This is a genomic window from Pseudomonas oryzicola (assembly GCF_014269185.2).
Lineage (GTDB): Bacteria > Pseudomonadota > Gammaproteobacteria > Pseudomonadales > Pseudomonadaceae > Aquipseudomonas > Aquipseudomonas oryzicola.
The window spans coordinates 1630533-1648565 of the sequence record NZ_JABWRZ020000001.1; the positions used below are offsets into that span (position 1 = coordinate 1630533).

Sequence of the window (18033 nt, forward strand, 5' to 3'; positions counted from 1 at the left end):
CCGATGAGCAGCACAGCCGAAACCGAGATCCACCAACTGATCGCGCGCTGGATGCAGGCCGTACGCGACCGCGACATCCCCAGCATCATCGCTCCTTATGCCGACGACATCGTAGCCTTCGATGCCATCCAGGCCCTGCAATTCAAAGGCAAGGCCAATTACCAGGCGCACTGGGAAATGTGCATGGGCTTGTGTACCGGCCCGATGGTCTTCGAACTCGCCGAACTCACCGTGCATGCCGCTGATGACCTGGCCCTGGCCCACTGGCTGAATCGCTGTGGCCCGGCCGACAACGAAAGCCAGTGCGGCTTCATGCGCGCCACCGTAGGCTATCGTCGTCAGGGCGGCCAGTGGCAGGTAATCCATGAACACTGGTCGGCGCCATTCGACATGCAGACCCAGAAAGCGCTGTTCGATCTCAAACCCTGAGTGGTTATCGCCAAACGTACGTTGCCAATACCTGGAGGCGACCATGAAATACCTGTGCCTGGTCTATTGTGACGAGGGGCTGCTGCACAGCCTGCCCGACAGCCCGGAAGACGCCGAATGCATGGCGTACGCCGAATCCATCCAGGGCTCCGGGCGAATGCTGGCGGCCGAAGCGCTGAAGTCGGTGCAGACCGCCACCACGGTGCGCATGCGCAACGGCCAGATGAGCCTGACCGATGGCCCGTTCGCCGAGACCAAGGAGCAACTGGCCGGCTTCTACCTGGTGGAGGCCCGCGACCTGAACGAGGCGCTGAACATCGCCAAGGGCATCCCCGCTGCGCGGGTTGGCAGTGTCGAGGTGCGGCCAGTGCGTGAACTGCAACCCTGACAGCGACGGAGAGCCTGAGCATGACCCTTGCACTGCCTGCGCAAGCGCAACACGAATTGTCCATCAGCCGCCTGATCGACGCGCCACCGGCCAAGGTGTTCCGCGCCTGGACCGAACCCCAGTGGTTGATGCAGTGGTGGGGCCCGCACGGCATGACCACCCCGGAGTGCGAGATGCAGTTGTGGCCCGGTGGCCTGTTCCGCACCCTGATGCGCGCGCCGGACGGCAGCGAGTACCCGAACCTGGGCGTGTTCCTGGAAATTGCCGCGCCGCGCCGGTTGGTGTTTACCGATGCCTTCAACCCGGGCTGGGTGCCGTCGGACAAGGCCTTCATGACCGCCGTGATCAGTTTTGACGAGGAGCAGGGCAAGACCCGCTACACCGCCCGTGCCTGGCACTGGAACGCCACCGACTGCCGTGCCCATGAGGAGATGGGTTTCCACCAGGGGTGGGGTGAAAGCCTGGACCGGCTGGTGGAGGTGGTGACCCAGCGGATGCCGGACTGATGAGGGCCGTGGCGCAGGTGCGCGCCGAAGTCGAGGCGGTCTACCGGCAAGAGTCGCGCCGCATCCTGGCGACGCTGATCCGCCTGTTGGGCGACTTCGACCTGGCCGAGGAGGCCATGCATGATGCCTTCTTCATCGCGGTCGAGCGCTGGCAGCGCGACGGCATACCCGCCAACCCACGGGCGTGGCTGGTTTCCACCGGGCGCTTCAAGGCCATCGATGCGCTGCGCCGACGTGCCCGTTTCGACCGCTCACAGGCAGACCTGAGCATGCTGCTCGAAGGCCAGGTGCAGGATCCCAGTGAAGAAGAATTGCTGGCGGACGACCGCCTGCGGCTGATCTTTACCTGCTGCCACCCGGCGTTGTCTGCCGATGCCCAGGTACCGCTGACCCTGCGCGAAGTCTGCGACCTGACCACCGAGCAGATCGCCCGTGCCTTCCTGCAAAGCCCGGCCACCATCGCCCAGCGCATCGTGCGTGCCAAGGCCAAGATCCGCGATGCCGGCATTCCCTATCAGGTGCCGGAACTGAGCGAGCTGCCTGAGCGCCTGGAAAGCGTGCTACGCGTGATCTACCTGGTGTTCAACGAAGGCTATTCGGCGTCGTCGGGCGAAGCGTTGTTGCAGCAGGAGCTGAGTGACGAGGCCATTCGCCTGGCGCGCCTGCTGGTGCAGTTGCTGCCCGACCCGGAGGCGGTCGGCCTGCTGGCCTTGATGCTGCTTCAAGCGTCCCGGCAGCGGGCGCGTACCGATCGCCAGGGCAATCTGGTGGTGCTGGAGCAGCAGGACCGCAGCCTGTGGGACCAACGGCGCATTGCCGAAGGTTGCGAACTGGTGCGCCAGGCCCTGCAAAGCCGGGCGTTCGGCGCCTATACCGTGCAGGCGGCGATTGCGGCAGTGCATGCCGAAGCGGCCACGGCCGAGGACACCGACTGGGTCGAGATTGTCGGGCTGTATGATGTCTTGCAGCGGCATTGGCCGTCGGCCGTGGTGGCGTTGAACCGGGCGGTGGCGCTGGCGAAGCGGGACGGGCCGGAAGTTGGCCTGCGGGAAATCGAAGGGATTCTGGCGCGGGGTGAACTGCAGGATTACCACCTGGCGCATGCGGCGCGGGCCGAGCTGCATTACCAACTGGGGCAAGTGGAGCAAGCGCGTGCGGCCTGGCGGCAGGCACTGGCGCTGGCCCGGCAGGAGCCGGAACGGCGCCATATCGAGCGGCGTTTACACGCCACTGATTGACGTTGGCAGTCCCGGCCCTGGCTTGCCGGCTACAGGGCCAATACTGCCTGCATCACTGTTCAGCTAGCGACAAAATTCGGCGGCGACACCAGCTCGACGGTCTGCTGCTTGCGCGGCGCCAGGATCTCGGCCTCACCCTCGACCACCAGTTCATCGTTCTGGTTGTACACATTGGTGGCGATACGCACCTTGAACTTGGGCAGCTTCTCGAGGATTTCCAGGCGCACGGTCAGGGTGTCGCCAATCTTCACCGGCTTCTGGAAGCTCATTTGCTGGCCCAGGTAGATGGTGCCAGGGCCGGGCAGGGTGCAGGCCACCGCAGCGCTGATCAGCGCGCCGCTGAACATGCCGTGGGCAATGCGCTCGCGGAACATGCTCTTGGCGGCGAACTCGGCATCCAGGTGCACCGGGTTATGGTCGCCGGACATCGCGGCGAACAGCTGGATATCACGTTCTTCAACGGACTTCTTGTATTCGGCCTTCTGACCGACTTCGAGGGCTTCGTAGGGCGTGTTGCTGACCTGGGTCATCGGGGCTTCCTTAGGGGGCGGGCGAGGGCGCCTATCATTCGCTGCGGGCAGGCCGGCCAAGGGCCAGCGCCTGTTCGAGCCAGGCGAGAATATCGCCGGTGACCTCGTCTCGATTGAGTTCGTTGAGCACTTCATGCCGCGCGTCGGGGTAGACGCGCAGCTGTACATGTCGATTGCCGGTCGCGCGCAAGGCATCGGCCAGATGGGTGAGACGCTTGCCGGCACTGACCGGATCACATTCACCACCGATCACCAGCAGCGGCAGGTTTGGATCGATCTGCGCGAGGTTACCCGGCTGGCTGATCTGCGCCAAGCCTTGCAGCAGGTCGAGCCACAACTGGTTGCTGCAGCGAAAGCCGCATAACGGGTCGTTGACGTACAGGTCGACCTGCGCCGGGTCGCGGCTGAGCCAGTCGAAGGCCGTGCGGTTGGGCTTGAAGGCCTTGTTGAACGAGCCGAACGACAACCACTCGATCAGCGCGCTCTTGCCCAGCGGCCCCTGGCGCCAGGCCTCCAGCCGGGCAATCAGCCGCGCCACGCGGTACAGCATCGCCGGCTGGTAGTTGGAGCCACTGAGGATCGCCCCGTGCAGGCTGCCGCTGTGGTGCAGCAGGTAGGCCTGGGCGATGTAGCTGCCCATGCTGTGGCCAAACAGGAATAAAGGCGTGCACGGGTACTGCTGGCCGATGTGCTGGGCCAGTAGCCCAAGGTCATTGACCACGGCATCCCAGCCATGATGACGGGCGAACAGGCCGAGGCTGCCCAGTTCGGCAGTGCGTCCATGGCCGCGCTGGTCGGCGGCGATCAGGGCAAAGCCAGCCTCGCTGAGTGCCTCGCCCAGCGGCTGGTAGCGCCCGGCATGCTCGGCCATGCCGTGGGCCAGCAACACCACGGCCTTGACCGGCGTGGCCGGCAGCCACTGGTGCACGTACAGGCTGCAGTGCTCGCTGGCAGGCAGCCAGAAGGCGTCGTGAGGCATGGCGGGTCCTTGTGCGCACGGGTACTCGAACAGTGTATGCACAACCGGCCGGATTGCAGGAAGGGCACAAATAAGATTCACAATGTTAATGGCGGCACTTGGCGTATATGCCACCTCGGGCTTACCTGTTAACGTCGGATCAACGCCTTTTCGCTTTCGGGCGGGCAGGTAACAGGACGACAGGACACTCAGCAGGTCCAGGTAGAGGAACAATAATAAATGCAAGCCGACTTCTGGAACGACAAGCGCCCGGCAGGCGTGCCTTCCACCCTCGATCTCAATGCCTACGCCTCGGTCGTCGAGGTGTTCGAACGCTCTTGCAAGCGCTTTGCCGACCGCCCGGCCTTCAGCAACCTCGGCGTGACCCTGACCTACGCGGACCTGGAGCGCCATTCGGCGGCCTTCGCCGCCTGGCTGCAGCAACACACCGACCTCAAGCCGGGTGACCGCATCGCGGTACAGATGCCCAACGTGCTGCAGTACCCCATCGCCGTGTTCGGCGCCCTGCGGGCGGGCCTGATCGTGGTCAACACCAACCCGTTGTACACCGCCCGCGAGATGCGCCACCAGTTCACCGACAGCGGCGCGCGTGCGCTGGTATACCTGAACATGTTCGGCAAGCACGTGCAGGAGGTACTGCCGGATACCGGCATCGAGTACCTGATCGAAGCCAAGATGGGCGACATGCTGCCGACCGCCAAGGGTTGGCTGGTCAACACCGTGGTCGACAAGCTGAAGAAGATGGTACCGGCCTACCGGCTGCCCCAGGCGGTAGCGTTCAAGCAGGTGTTGCGCCAGGGCCGCGAACTGTCACCCAGGCCGGTGCCGCTGAGCCTGGACGACATTGCCGTGTTGCAATACACCGGCGGTACCACTGGCCTGGCCAAGGGGGCCATGCTCACCCACGGCAACCTGGTGGCCAACATGCTGCAGGTGCTGGCTTGCTTCTCGCAGCACGGGCCGGACGGGCAGAAGCTGATCAAGGAAGGCCAGGAGGTGATGATCGCGCCACTGCCGCTGTACCATATCTACGCCTTCACCGCGAATTGCATGTGCATGATGGTCACCGGCAACCACAACGTGCTGATCACCAACCCACGGGATATCCCCGGCTTCATCAAGGAGCTGGGCAAGTGGCGGTTCACTGGGCTGCTGGGCCTGAATACCCTGTTCGTCGCGCTGATGAACCACCCGGGCTTCAGCCAGCTGGATTTCTCGGCGCTGAAAGTCACCAACTCGGGCGGTACTGCGCTGGTCAAGGCCACTGCCGAGCGCTGGGAGAGCCTGACCGGCTGCCGCATCGTCGAAGGCTACGGCCTGACCGAAACCTCGCCGGTGGCCAGCACCAACCCCTATGGCCAGCTGGCGCGCCTGGGCACGGTGGGCATCCCGGTGGTGGGCACCGCCTTCAAGGTGATCGACGATGACGGCAACGAGCTGCCGTTGGGTGAGCGCGGCGAGTTGTGCATCAAGGGGCCGCAGGTGATGAAGGGCTACTGGCAGCAACCCGAGGCCACCGCCCAGGCTCTGGACGCGGAAGGCTGGTTCAAGACCGGCGATATTGCGGTGATCGACCCGGACGGCTTCACCCGCATCGTCGACCGCAAGAAGGACATGATCATCGTCTCCGGTTTCAATGTGTACCCCAACGAGATCGAGGACGTGGTCATGGGCCACCCCAAGGTGGCCAACTGCGCAGCCATTGGCGTGCCGGACGAACGTTCCGGCGAGGCGGTGAAGCTGTTCGTGGTGGCGCGCGAGGGCGGGGTGAGCGTGGAAGAGCTCAAGGCGTTCTGCAAGGCCAACTTCACCGGCTACAAGGTGCCCAAGCACATCGTGTTGCGCGACGCCTTGCCGATGACGCCGGTGGGCAAGATCCTGCGGCGGGAGCTGCGCGATATAGCTTGATACCGGGTTGGCTTGTTCGCGGGCTTGCCCGCGAATGCCGTGAAACCGCTCTAACAGGCTATCTACAGCCCGATCTGCGACATTTTGGATAAATACTCTAAAAATGACTTGTATTGTTCATTGAGTCATTTTTGTGACTGCAAGGCCTGTTTTGGCCCCTAGGCGACCCCAGGTAAAGCTGATACTCTCGGCCCGCTTTCAGATGATCCGGTTTGCAACGAGCCGTCATCTCATATCAATAATAAGCGCATCGACGCGTGAATCGAACTTCGCTGTTGCTGAAGGAGTGGGCTTCCATGATCGAACATTTTTGGAAGGATAAGTACCCAGCCGGGATTACGGCGGAAATCAATCCTGACGAATTCCCCAATATCCAGGCGGTACTCAAGCAATCCTGCCAACGCTTTGCCGATAAACCGGCCTTTAGCAACCTGGGCAAGACTATCACTTATGGCGAGCTGTATGCGCTGTCGGGGGCGTTTGCCGCCTGGCTGCAGCAGCATACCGACCTCAAGCCGGGTGACCGGATTGCCGTGCAGCTGCCCAACGTACTGCAATACCCGGTGGCGGTGTTCGGCGCCATGCGTGCCGGGCTGATCGTGGTCAACACCAACCCGCTGTACACCGCGCGGGAGATGGAACACCAGTTCAACGACTCCGGCGCCAAGGCCCTGGTGTGCCTGGCCAACATGGCCCACCTGGCCGAGAAAGTGGTGCCCAAGACCCAGGTCAGGCATGTCATCGTCACCGAAGTGGCCGACCTGCTGCCACCACTCAAGCGCCTGCTGATCAACAGCGTGATCAAGTACGTGAAGAAGATGGTGCCGGCCTATCACCTGCCGCGTGCCATACGTTTCAACGATGCGCTGGCGCTGGGCAAGGGCCAGCCAGTGACCGAGGCCAACCCGCAGGCCAATGACGTGGCGGTGCTGCAATATACCGGTGGCACTACCGGCGTGGCCAAGGGCGCGATGCTGACCCACCGCAACCTGGTGGCCAACATGCTGCAGTGCCGGGCACTGATGGGCGCTAACCTGCACGAAGGTTGCGAAATCCTCATCACCCCGTTGCCGCTGTACCACATCTACGCCTTTACCTTCCATTGCATGGCGATGATGCTGATCGGCAACCACAACGTGCTGATCAGCAACCCGCGTGACCTGCCGGCGATGGTCAAGGAACTGGGCAAGTGGAAGTTCAGTGGCTTCGTCGGCCTCAACACGCTGTTCGTTGCCCTGTGCAACAACGAGGCGTTCCGTGCCCTGGATTTCTCCGCGCTGAAGATCACCCTGTCCGGTGGCATGGCCCTGCAACTGAGCGTGGCCGAGCGCTGGAAGGCTGTGACCGGTTGCGCCATCTGCGAAGGTTACGGCATGACCGAGACCAGCCCGGTGGCCGCGGTGAACCCGTCGGAGGCCAACCAGGTCGGCACTATCGGTATCCCGGTACCCTCGACCCTGTGCAAGGTGATCGATGACGCGGGCAACGAACTGCCGTTGGGCGAGGTGGGCGAGCTGTGCATCAAGGGCCCGCAGGTGATGAAGGGTTACTGGCAGCGCGAGGACGCCACGGCCGAGATCCTCGACAGCGAGGGCTGGCTGAAGACTGGCGACATCGCCGTGATCCAGCCGGACGGCTACATGCGCATCGTCGACCGCAAGAAGGACATGATCCTGGTCTCGGGCTTCAACGTGTACCCCAACGAGCTGGAAGACGTGCTGGCGGCCCTGCCGGGCGTGTTGCAGTGCGCGGCCATCGGGGTGCCGGACGAGAAGTCGGGCGAGGTGATCAAGGTGTTCATCGTGGTCAAGCCGGGCATGACCGTGACCAAGGAGCAGGTGATGGAGCACATGCGCGCCAACGTTACCGGCTACAAGGTACCGCGCCAGATCGAGTTCCGCGACGCGCTGCCGACCACCAACGTGGGCAAGATCCTGCGCCGTGAGCTGCGTGATGAAGAGCTGAAGAAGCAGGGCCTGAAGAAGATCGCCTGATCTTCTGAATCTCTGCTGGCTTTACCGACCTCTTCGCGGGTAAACCCGCTCCCACAGGTTCTGTGCAACTCTCAAGGGTTGTGCAATACCTGTGGGAGCGGGTTTACCCGCGAAGAGGCCGGTAAAATCAGCGCAATTTCTCCAGCATCTGGTAATACCACATCCCTGCCGCCAACAGCGGGTTCCCCAGCAATTCCCCCATTGGCACCCGCACATGCTTGCACTGGGCAAAGGTGTCGAACTTCTCCAGCGTCCCGGTCAACGCCTCGGCCATGATCTCGCCCATGATGTGGCTGGTGGCAATGCCGTGCCCCGAATAGCCCTGGCAATACCACACGTTGTCCGACAGCTTGCCCAGTTGCGGGATACGGTTGACCACGATGCCCATCGCGCAGCTCCACTGGAATTCGATCGGCACGCCTTTCAACGCCGGGAAGGTGCGTTCGATGCACGGGCGCAGTTCACCAGCGATGTCGCGTGAGTCACGGCCGGAATAGTTGGCACCGCCGCCGAACAGCAGGCGCTTGTCGGCGGTCAGGCGGTAGTAGTCGAGGACGAAGCGGCAGTCGTAGACCGCCAGGTCCTGCGGGTTGATCTGCTCGGCCAGTTGCCCCAGCGGTGCGGTGGTGACGATGCCGCCCATGGCCGGGAAGATCTTGCCCTTGAGCTGGCGTTTCTCCAGTTTGTGATAGACATCGCCAGCCAGCATCACCTGGCGCGCCTCGACCCGACCGTGGGCGGTGACCACGGCCGGCCGCGGGCCGTGGACGATGTCCAGCACCTCGGAGTTCTCGAAGATCAGCGCACCCAGGCCATGGGCGGCGCGGGCCTCGCCCAGGCACAGGTTGAGCGGGTGCAGGTGCAGGTTGCGCAGGTTCTTCAGCGCGCCCAGGTACAAAGGGCTTTGCAGGTGCTCGGCGACGCCGTTGCGGTCCAGCAACTGCACCTGCTCGCCCATGCCTCGGCGCCGGGCCTCGGCCTCGAATGCGCGCAGCTCGTCCATGTGCGAGGGTTTCATCGCCGCATGCAGGTGGCCGCGCTTGAGGTCGCAGTCGATGCCATAGCGTGCCACGCGCTGTTCGATCAACTGGTGCCCGCGCCAGCGCAGGTGCCAGATAAAATCGTCGACTTCGCCCCCCAGGCGGTTGCGCATCTGCGTGCGCATGGCTTCGTCGCCCGACAGGCTGCCGGTGACCTGGCCGCCATTGCGCCCGCTGGCGCCCCAGCCAATGCGGTTGGTTTCGACGATGGCGACTTTCAGGCCGCGCTCGGCCAGTTCCACTGCCGTGGCCACGCCGGTGAAGCCGCCGCCGATGATGGCCACGTCCACCTGCACCGTGCCCTTGAGCTGCGGGTATTCGGTGTGGTCGTTGAGGGTGGCGCTGTAGTAGGACGGCGCGCGCTGCGCCGGGCCTTTGTTCAATGCTGCATTCATGGGTGTTCCTTGTTATCCGGGGCTCAGGCCTGGTGCAGGTACCAACGCCAGTCCTGTTCGCTGACTTCGGCCATGAACTGGCGGTACTCGGCGCGCTTGACCTTCAGGTACACGCCAAGGAATGGCTCGCCAAATGCTTCGCGGGCCCAATTGGAGTGCTGCAGGGCGTCGAGGGCAGTCAGCCAGTCGGTGGGCAGGTGTTCGGTGGCCTGGGCATAGCCGTTGCCTTCCACCGGCGCCCCTGGGTCCAGGCGTTCGCGGATGCCGCGGTGGCTGGCCGCGAGAATCGCCGCCGCCGCCAGGTACGGGTTGGCGTCGGCGCCGCAGATGCGGTGCTCCACATGCCGGCTGTTGGCCGGGCCGCCCGGTACGCGCAGGCTCACGGTGCGGTTGTCCACGCCCCAGGTTGGCGCCAGCGGCGCGTAGCTGTTGGCCTGGAAGCGGCGGAACGAGTTGGCATTCGGGCAGAACAGCAACAGCGAGTCGCGCAGGTGGCGCAACATGCCGGCCACGGCCTGGCGCAGCAGCGGGGTGCCGGCCTTGTCGTCGCTGGCGAACAGGTTGTTGCCGGCGCCGTCGGCCAGGCTCAGGTGCATGTGCATGCCAGTGCCGGCCAGGTGGGCGAACGGCTTGGCCATGAAGCAGGCCTGCATGCCGTGGGCGTGGGCCACACCTTTGACCAGGCGTTTGTAACGCACGGCCTGGTCCATCGCCTGCAGCGCGTCGCCGTGCTCGAGGGTGATTTCCACCTGGCCAGGGGCATATTCGGAGATCGCCGTACGGGCCGGTATGCCTTGGGCCTTGCAGGCGGCGTAGAGGTCGGCGAGGAACGGCTCGATCTGCTCCAGTTCGCGCAGGCCATAGACCTGGGTGCTGCGTGGGCGGCCGCCATCGTTGTCCAGCGCCGGTTGCGGGCGGCCCAGGGCGTCACGCTGCTGGTCGAGCAGGTAGAACTCCAACTCGCAGGCCATCACTGGGTGGTAGCCGTCGGCCTTCAGCGCATCGATGGTGCGCAGCAGTACATGGCGTGGGTCGGCGATACTGGCCGGCAGGCCTTCGCTCGGATGCATGCTCACCTGTACCGCGGCAGTCGGTACCCGCCGCCAGGGCAGGCGCACCAGGCTGCCTTCGAGTGGATAGGCGCGGCAGTCGATATCGCCCACGTCCCACACCAGGCCGGAGTTTTCCACATCGTCGCCGTTGAGGGTCAGGCCAAGGATGGTACTGGGTAGTGGCCTGCCGCTCTGGTACACGGCCAGCAGCTCGTCGCGGTGCAGCAGCTTGCCGCGCGGTACGCCGTTGGCGTCGAGGATGAACAGTTCGAACAGCTCGATATCGGGGTTGTCGGCCAGGAACCGCCTGGCCTGCTCTACAGGTGCAAAGTGCATGATGGATTCGCTCATGGGCGCACGGGGCCACCGCACAGGCAGGCGGCCCAGCTGGGTCAAACGGCCGGACGGGGTCCGGGTTCGGTCATGAAGGCGTGCGTGAGCAATCCGGTGGGCGCGCGTGACGGCAGTGCCACAGGGCCCAGAAGGCGAGGATGACGTGGACCAGCGGATTTTCACCGGCACGGCGCCGGGCCTTCGGTAGCGAAGGGCGGGGCGAGGGTGGGGCGCTGGGCTGGAGGGGAGTCATGCCTTGGATACTCACATGCTGGGTAAGGTTGATTAAAGCAGTGAATGGCAACCTTTACATAAGCCCTTGCTAAACTTTCAGCCTTGCTGCGCTGCTACCGGGGATAGCGCCAGCCTGGACAGCAAAGTAGGCGCAAATCTGCGACAATCGCGCATCCTTCGAATGCCGATCATGAAAAAGCAGGCCCACCTGCATCACTAAAAAGCCCCATGACTGACCACGCCATCGACAAACTGCTGCAAAACCTCGACCACGCCATGATTGCCGACCGCCATCGTCTGCGCTGGCAATTGCACGAACTGCGCAAGCGCCCCGATGAGGCGAAGCTGGCGCAATGGGTGGACAGGGTCCAGGCCTCCTGTGCCCAGGTCACCGCGCGCCAGCAGAGCGTGCCCACCGTGCGCTACGACGACAGCCTGCCGATCGCCGCCAAGCGTGACGAAATCAAGAAGGCCCTGGCCGAACACCAGGTGCTGGTGATCGCCGGCGAAACCGGTTCAGGCAAGACCACCCAGCTGCCGAAGATCTGCCTGGAACTGGGCCGTGGCAGCCATGGCATGATCGCCCATACCCAGCCACGCCGCATCGCCGCCCGCAGTGTGGCGGCGCGGGTCGCCGAAGAGCTGGGCACGCCGTTGGGCGGGCTGGTCGGTTACCAGGTGCGTTTCGAAGACCAGAGCGACGCCAACACCCTGGTCAAGCTGATGACCGACGGCATTCTGCTGGCCGAAACCCAGCATGACCGCTTTCTCGAGCGCTATGACACGATCATCGTCGACGAAGCCCACGAACGCAGCCTGAACATCGACTTCCTGCTCGGCTACCTGAAGACCCTGCTGCACCGCCGCCCCGACCTGAAGCTGATCATCACCTCGGCGACCATCGACCTGGAGCGTTTCTCCAGACACTTCGACGGTGCGCCGATCATCGAGGTATCCGGGCGCACCTTCCCGGTGGAAACCTGGTACCGCCCACTGACCAGCGAGCAGGACGAAGAAGGCAACCAGATCGAGGACGACCTCACCGTCGACCAGGCCATTCTCGCCACCCTGGACGAGCTGGCGCAGCACGAACGCAGCGTCGGCAAGGGGCCGGGCGATGTGCTGATCTTCCTGCCGGGCGAGCGGGAAATCCGCGATGCCGCCGAGATCCTGCGCAAGGCGCAACTGCGCCACACCGAGATCCTGCCGCTGTACGCGCGCCTGTCGCCGGCGGAACAGCAGCGCATCTTCCAGCCGCACACCGGGCGTCGCGTGGTGCTGGCCACCAACGTCGCGGAAACCTCGCTGACCGTGCCGGGCATCCGTTACGTGATCGACACCGGCACCGCCCGTATCAGCCGCTACAGTTACCGCGCCAAGGTCCAGCGCCTGCCCATCGAAGCCGTGTCGCAGGCCAGTGCCAACCAGCGTAAAGGCCGCTGCGGCCGGGTCGAGCCGGGCATCTGTGTGCGCCTGTACAGCGAAGAGGATTTCAACAGCCGGCCGGCGTTCACCGACCCGGAGATCCTGCGCACCAACCTGGCTGCGGTGATCCTGCAGATGCTCCACCTGCGCCTGGGGGCGATCGATGCCTTCCCGTTCATCGAGCCGCCGGATGGCAAGGCCATCAGCGATGGTTTCAACCTGCTGCAGGAGCTGTCGGCGGTCAACCGCGAGAACCAGCTGACCCCGATCGGGCGCCAGTTGGCGCGCCTGCCGATCGACCCGCGGTTGGGCCGCATGCTGCTCGAAGGCGCACGCCTGGGCAGCCTGCAGGAAGTGCTGATCGTGACCAGTGCGCTGTCGGTGCAGGACCCGCGTGAGCGCCCGCCGGAGCGCCAGCAGGCCGCCGACCAGGCGCACGCGCAATGGAAGGACGTGGACTCCGATTTCGCTGCGCTGGTCAACCTCTGGCGTGGCTTCGAAGAGCAGCGCCAGGCACTGACTGCCAACCCGCTGCGCAATTGGTGCCGCAAGAACTTCCTCAATTACCTGCGCCTGCGCGAATGGCGCGATGCTCATCGCCAGTTGGCGCTGATCTGCCGTGACCTGCAATTGACGGTGAACAAGGACCCGTCCGACTACCCGAAAATGCACAAGGCCATTCTCAGCGGGCTGCTCAGCCAGATCGGCCAGAAGACCGAAGAGGGCGACTACCAGGGGGCCCGCCAGCGGCGCTTCTGGGTCCACCCGTCCTCGGGCCTGGGGCGCAAGCGCCCGCAGTGGGTGATGGCTGCCGAACTGGTCGAGACCACCAAGTTGTATGCGCGCATGGTGGCCAGGATCGAACCGGACTGGATCGAGCCGCTGGCCGGCCACCTGGTCAAGAAGAACCACTTCGAACCGCACTGGGAGAAGAAGCGCGGGCAGGTGGTGGCCTATGAGCAGATCACCCTGTACGGCCTGATCCTGGTCGGCCGCCGCCCGGTGCATTTCGGCCCGATCGACCCGGTCACCTCGCGCGAGCTGTTCATCCGCGAAGGCCTGGTAGGTGGCGAAATCCAGTCACGGGCCAGGTGCCTGGCGGCGAACAAGCGCCTGCTCGAAGAACTCGACGAGCTGGAAGCCAAGGCCCGCCGCCGTGACATCCTCGCCGACGAAGAAACCTTGTACGCCTTCTACGAAGCGCGACTGCCGGCGGAAATCCACCAGACCGCAACCTTCGACAGCTGGTACCGCATGGGCAGCCAGAAGGACGCCAACCTGCTCATCATGCGCGAGGAAGACGTGCTGGCCCGCGAAGCCAGTGAAGTTACCGCCGCGCAATACCCCGACAGCCTGCAGGTGGGCGACCTGCGCCTGCCGCTGAGCTACCACTTCGAGCCCGGCCATCCCCGCGATGGTGTGACCGTGCGGGTGCCGGCACCGCTGCTGCCGAGCCTGCCGGGCGAGCGCCTGGAGTGGCTGGTGCCGGGCCTGCTGGAAGCCAAGTGCGTGGCGCTGGTGCGCAACCTGCCCAAGGCCCTGCGCAAGAACTTCGTGCCGGTGCCGGACTTCGTCAAGGCCTCGCTGGCGCGCATGGCCTTTGGCCAAGGGGCACTGCCGCAGGCCCTGGGCCAGGAGCTGCTGCGCATGACCGGTGTGCGGGTTGCCGACGAGGCCTGGGACGAGTCGGTCAACCTGGTCGAAGGCCACCTGCGCATGAACATCGAGGTGGTCGATGGGCAGGGCAAGTTCCTTGGCGAAGGCCGCGACCTGGCCGAGCTGACCGCACGCTTTGCCGCCGCCAGCCAGGCTGCGCTGGCCGTGCCGCGCGACGCCAGGAGCGAACAGCCGGTGCAGGCCAAGGCCTTCAGCGAAGTGAAGCAGACGGCCCAGCAGAAGATCGCTGGCCTGTCGATGACCGTGTACCCGGCGCTGGTGGAAGATAACGGCAGCGTGCGCGAAGGGCGTTTCTCGACCCAGGCCGAAGCCGAATTCCAGCACCGCCGTGCCTTGCAACGCCTGTTGCTGCAGCAGTTGGCCGAGCCGGCCAAGTACCTGCGTGGCAAACTGCCGGGGCTGACCGAACTGGGCCTGCTGTATCGCGAATTGGGCCGCGTCGAGGCATTGGTCGAGGATATTCTGCTGGCCAGCCTGGACAGTTGCATCCTCGACGGCGAACAACCACTGCCGCGCGACGGTGCCGCATTGGCCGGGCTGGCGGAGCGCAAGCGCGGCGGTTGGGCCGAGCATGCCGAGCGCCTGGCCCGGCAGACCCTCGAAGTACTGAAGCTGTGGCATGGCTTGCAGAAGCGGTTCAAGGGCAAGATCGACCTGAGCCAGGCGGTGGCGCTGAACGACATCAAGCAACAGCTGGGCAACCTGGTGTACCCGGGCTTCGTGCGCGAAACCCCCGGGGCCTGGTTCAAGGAACTGCCGCGCTACCTCAAGGCGGTGGAACTGCGCCTGGAAAAGCTGGGCGCGCAGGTACAGAAGGACCGGGTGTGGAGCGGCGAGCTGGGCAACCTGTGGGCGCAGTACAAGGCCCGTGCCGACAAGCATGCCCAGGAGGGCAAGCGCGATGAGCAACTGACGGTTTACCGCTGGTGGCTGGAGGAATACCGGGTATCGCTGTTTGCCCAGCAGTTGGGGACCAAGGTGCCGATTTCTGACAAACGTTTGAGCAAGCAATGGAGCCAGGTGGAGGGTTAAACTTCCCTGGTTGTGGCACTATTAGGGCAATTTGGGGTCGCGCTGCGACCCTTCGCGGGCCAGCCCGCTCCCACAGGTGCAGTGCACGCGGGAGCAGCTTTGTCTTTGAATTGGCACTAAAGTGCCATTAACTTGCCATATTTCCCAGCCAGCGCCCTGTGGCGATGGCCTTTGACCAGAGGAACGACCGTGCATAACGTCGTGATCAGCGGCACCGGCCTGTACACCCCGGCCCAGAGCATCTCCAACGAAGAACTGGTAGCCTCCTTCAACACCTGGGCGCAGCAGTTCAACCAGGACCACGCCGCGGCCATCGAGCGCGGTGAGATCGAAGCGGCGCCATTGTCCGACGCCGCCTTCATCGAAAAGGCTTCGGGCATCAAGAGCCGTTTCGTCATGGACAAGGCCGGCATCCTCGACCCGCAACGCATGAAGCCACGCCTGCCAGAGCGCGCCAACGACGAGCCGTCGGTGCTCTGCGAAATGGCCGTGGCCGCTGCCCGCCAGGCGCTGGAACGCGCCGGCCGCACTGCCGCCGACATCGACGGGGTGATCGTCGCCTGCTCCAACCTGCAGCGCCCATACCCAGCCATCGCCATCGAGGTGCAACAGGCGCTGGGCATCCAGGGTTTTGCCTTCGACATGAATGTGGCCTGCTCATCGGCCACCTTCGGTATCCAGACCGCCGCCAACAGCGTGGCCCTGGGGCAGGCCCGCGCAGTGCTGATGGTCAACCCGGAAGTGTGCACCGGGCACCTGAACTTCCGCGATCGCGACAGCCACTTCATTTTTGGCGATGCCGCCACCGCGGTACTGCTCGAACGTGCCGACAAGGCGACCTCGGCACACCAGTTCGAAATTGTCAGCAGCAAGCTGTGGACCGAGTTCTCCAACAACATCCGCAACAACTTCGGCTTCCTCAACCGCGCGGCGGAAGAGGGTGAAGGTGCCGCGGACAAGTTGTTCATCCAGGAAGGCCGCAAGGTATTCCGCGAAGTGTGCCCGAAGGTGGCCGAACTGATCGGTGAGCACCTGCAGGAAAACGGGCTGCAGCCGAGCGATGTGAAGCGCTTCTGGCTGCACCAGGCCAACCTCAGCATGAACCAGCTGATCGTCAAGAAACTGCTGGGACGTGAGGTGGCGGAGGAAGACACACCGGTGATTCTCGACCGTTATGCCAACACCAGTTCGGCGGGCTCGGTGATTGCCTTCCACCTGTATCAGGACGACCTGGCCAAGGGCTCGCTGGGGGTGTTGAGTTCGTTCGGCGCGGGGTATTCGATTGGCAGCGTGATCCTGCGCAAGCGCTGATTCATCGGGCGCCCGTTCTGGCCTTTTCGCGGGTGAACCCGCTCCCACAGGTTCGGCACAGCTTTTGAGCACTGCACGGTACCTGTGGGAGCGGGTTTACCCGCGAAGAGGCCGGCGCATGTCTGGCAGGCAAAAAAAAGCGGGAAACGCCGGATGGGGTCGGCATTTCCCGCTTCAGGTGAAGCGCAACTGGTGGTGCTTAGAACTTGGCTTCCAGGTCAACCTGCAGGGTATCGACATCGGCATCGCTGTTGGGCAATTGCGACAGGTCGGTCTTGGCCATCAGGTAGGCAGCGCCCAGCGAGAAGTTCTTGTCGATTTCATAACCGACCTTGAACTTGTGCCCGCGCGAACCGGTGAAGCCGTTGCCAAAGTCGGAGTCGGTGAACAGGCTGACCACGGCGTTACGCTGCACGTCGCGGTAGTTGTAGTCCAGGCTCCAGGCGCCGACCTTGGTTTTCAGGCCGGCCAACCAGGCCTGGTCTTCGCCATCGGTGCTTTCGGTGTTCTTCACATACTGGCCGTAAGCCGACAGCGGGATGGCAAAGCCGGTGAAGTCCAGCTGGCCGAAGCCTTCCACCAGGTTGAACTCGTTGGTGGTGTTGCCGAACGACCGCAGGATGGTGGCTTCCTTGTCGTTGTCGTAGCCATAGATACTGGCACCTACGGTCAGCTTGAGCGTGTCTGCCGGGGCGAACCTGGCGCCCAGCTGGCCGTGATAGACCTGTGCGTCATGCTTGTATTGCACGCCGTCGCCATCGACGTTGTCCTTGAGGGTGTACTGACCGGCGCTGGCGAACACTTCGGCCCCGCCCAGGTCGGTCTTGTAGGTAGCAGCCACACCTTCCGGGTTGATGTCGCTGTCCCAGATGATGTCGCCCATGCTCACCCACGGCTGTGCCATCTTGCCGCCAATCAGGTGCAGGTTGGGAACGGCGGTCGGGTGCCAGTCGAGGTAGGCCTGGTCGACCCACAGCGACTTCTTGTCGAAGTAGTTGTCGAAGCTCTGGTTGGTCGAGCGGCGGTCGGCACTGCTGCCGGTGGCGATGCGGATGCCCGCGTCGACCTGCGGGTTGATTTCGCTGTAGAAGCCGACACGGGCACGCACGCGCTGGCGGTCCTGGTTGCCGCTGCTGCTGTTCGGGTCGTCGACGTTGACGTCTTCGTAACGCAGGCGCAAGTCACCTTTGACCTGAGTCTTGGCGGCCCATGCCACTTTCTGTTCAAAGGAGCTCATCCGTTCGGACTGAGCTTTCTGAGCGGCCTTTTCCTTGGTTTCCTGAGCCAGGTCTGCCTGCAGTTCGTTGTACTGCGCCTGGTTGATCGAGCCGTTGGCGCGGAGCATTTCGAGCAGCTTGGCGTCGACAGCTGCACTGGCCGGAGTACTCAGAGCCAGCATCATGCCGGTGAGGCTCACTCCGGTAAGTGTAGAAACAAGACGCATAAGGTTCTCCCTGTTGAATAAGATGGGGGAGGCTCAGGCGCCCGCCCCTGTATTGGCATGTCTTCGGAAAGGGCCTGGATAGACAGGTTCTGGGGTTCCGGAAAACAGGCGCAAGTAT

13 protein-coding genes are annotated in these 18033 nt (G+C 64.0%); 8 read left to right on the top strand and 5 right to left on the bottom strand.

Annotated elements, in window-relative coordinates; genetic code table 11:
• The first annotated feature begins 3 nt into the window (after positions 1-3).
• From HU760_RS07380 to HU760_RS07395, 4 genes are read left to right on the top strand one after another with little or no spacing between them, the layout of a single operon-like run.
• On the top strand, positions 4-429 hold the full coding sequence (locus HU760_RS07380) for a YybH family protein (RefSeq protein WP_186676196.1): 426 nt from the start codon (positions 4-6) through the stop codon (positions 427-429).
• A 43-nt stretch (positions 430-472) separates the two neighbouring features.
• Complete coding sequence (locus tag HU760_RS07385) at positions 473-817, top strand: YciI family protein (RefSeq protein ID WP_170031347.1); 345 nt, start codon at positions 473-475, stop codon at positions 815-817.
• Positions 818-837: 20 nt separating this feature from the next.
• Positions 838-1323, top strand: a complete 486-nt coding sequence (locus HU760_RS07390; protein ID WP_186676197.1) for an SRPBCC family protein — start codon at positions 838-840, stop codon at positions 1321-1323.
• Positions 1323-2561: an RNA polymerase sigma factor gene (locus HU760_RS07395; RefSeq protein WP_186676198.1), complete on the top strand. Its 1239-nt coding sequence runs from the start codon at positions 1323-1325 to the stop codon at positions 2559-2561. The genes HU760_RS07390 and HU760_RS07395 overlap by 1 nt, the downstream gene beginning before the upstream one ends.
• A gap of 59 nt (positions 2562-2620) precedes the next feature.
• Here HU760_RS07395 and HU760_RS07400 read toward each other — a convergent pair whose 3' ends face one another.
• Both HU760_RS07400 and HU760_RS07405 read right to left on the bottom strand, forming a co-directional pair.
• A complete protein-coding gene (locus HU760_RS07400; protein WP_186676199.1) occupies positions 2621-3091 on the bottom strand; it encodes a MaoC family dehydratase in 471 nt (156 codons plus the stop codon).
• A 34-nt stretch (positions 3092-3125) separates the two neighbouring features.
• Entirely contained in the window at positions 3126-4070 is a 945-nt protein-coding gene (locus HU760_RS07405; RefSeq protein WP_186676200.1) for an alpha/beta hydrolase, read from the bottom strand.
• Between the two features lie 219 nt (positions 4071-4289).
• Here HU760_RS07405 and fadD2 point away from each other — a divergent pair, with 219 nt between their 5' ends.
• Together fadD2 and fadD1 are read left to right on the top strand one after the other, a co-directional pair.
• A complete protein-coding gene (fadD2, locus tag HU760_RS07410) occupies positions 4290-5978 on the top strand; it encodes a long-chain-fatty-acid--CoA ligase FadD2 (RefSeq protein WP_186676202.1) in 1689 nt (562 codons plus the stop codon).
• Positions 5979-6274: 296 nt separating this feature from the next.
• Entirely contained in the window at positions 6275-7972 is a 1698-nt protein-coding gene (fadD1, locus tag HU760_RS07415; protein WP_186676204.1) for a long-chain-fatty-acid--CoA ligase FadD1, read from the top strand.
• A 127-nt stretch (positions 7973-8099) separates the two neighbouring features.
• On the opposite strand, the gene HU760_RS07420 is transcribed toward fadD1, so the two are convergent.
• Both HU760_RS07420 and HU760_RS07425 read right to left on the bottom strand, forming a co-directional pair.
• Positions 8100-9407: an NAD(P)/FAD-dependent oxidoreductase gene (locus tag HU760_RS07420; protein ID WP_186676206.1), complete on the bottom strand. Its 1308-nt coding sequence runs from the start codon at positions 9405-9407 to the stop codon at positions 8100-8102.
• Between the two features lie 23 nt (positions 9408-9430).
• Positions 9431-10795 (bottom strand): glutamine synthetase family protein, encoded by a 1365-nt coding sequence (locus tag HU760_RS07425; protein WP_186676426.1) that lies wholly within the window; start codon positions 10793-10795, stop codon positions 9431-9433.
• Between the two features lie 459 nt (positions 10796-11254).
• Here HU760_RS07425 and hrpA point away from each other — a divergent pair, with 459 nt between their 5' ends.
• Positions 11255-15160 (top strand): ATP-dependent RNA helicase HrpA, encoded by a 3906-nt coding sequence (gene hrpA / locus HU760_RS07430; protein WP_186676210.1) that lies wholly within the window; start codon positions 11255-11257, stop codon positions 15158-15160.
• 189 nt (positions 15161-15349) lie between these two features.
• Complete coding sequence (locus HU760_RS07435) at positions 15350-16471, top strand: beta-ketoacyl-ACP synthase III (protein ID WP_186676212.1); 1122 nt, start codon at positions 15350-15352, stop codon at positions 16469-16471.
• 199 nt (positions 16472-16670) lie between these two features.
• On the opposite strand, the gene HU760_RS07440 is transcribed toward HU760_RS07435, so the two are convergent.
• A complete protein-coding gene (locus HU760_RS07440) occupies positions 16671-17915 on the bottom strand; it encodes a putative porin (protein ID WP_186676213.1) in 1245 nt (414 codons plus the stop codon).
• Positions 17916-18033: the final 118 nt, after the last annotated feature.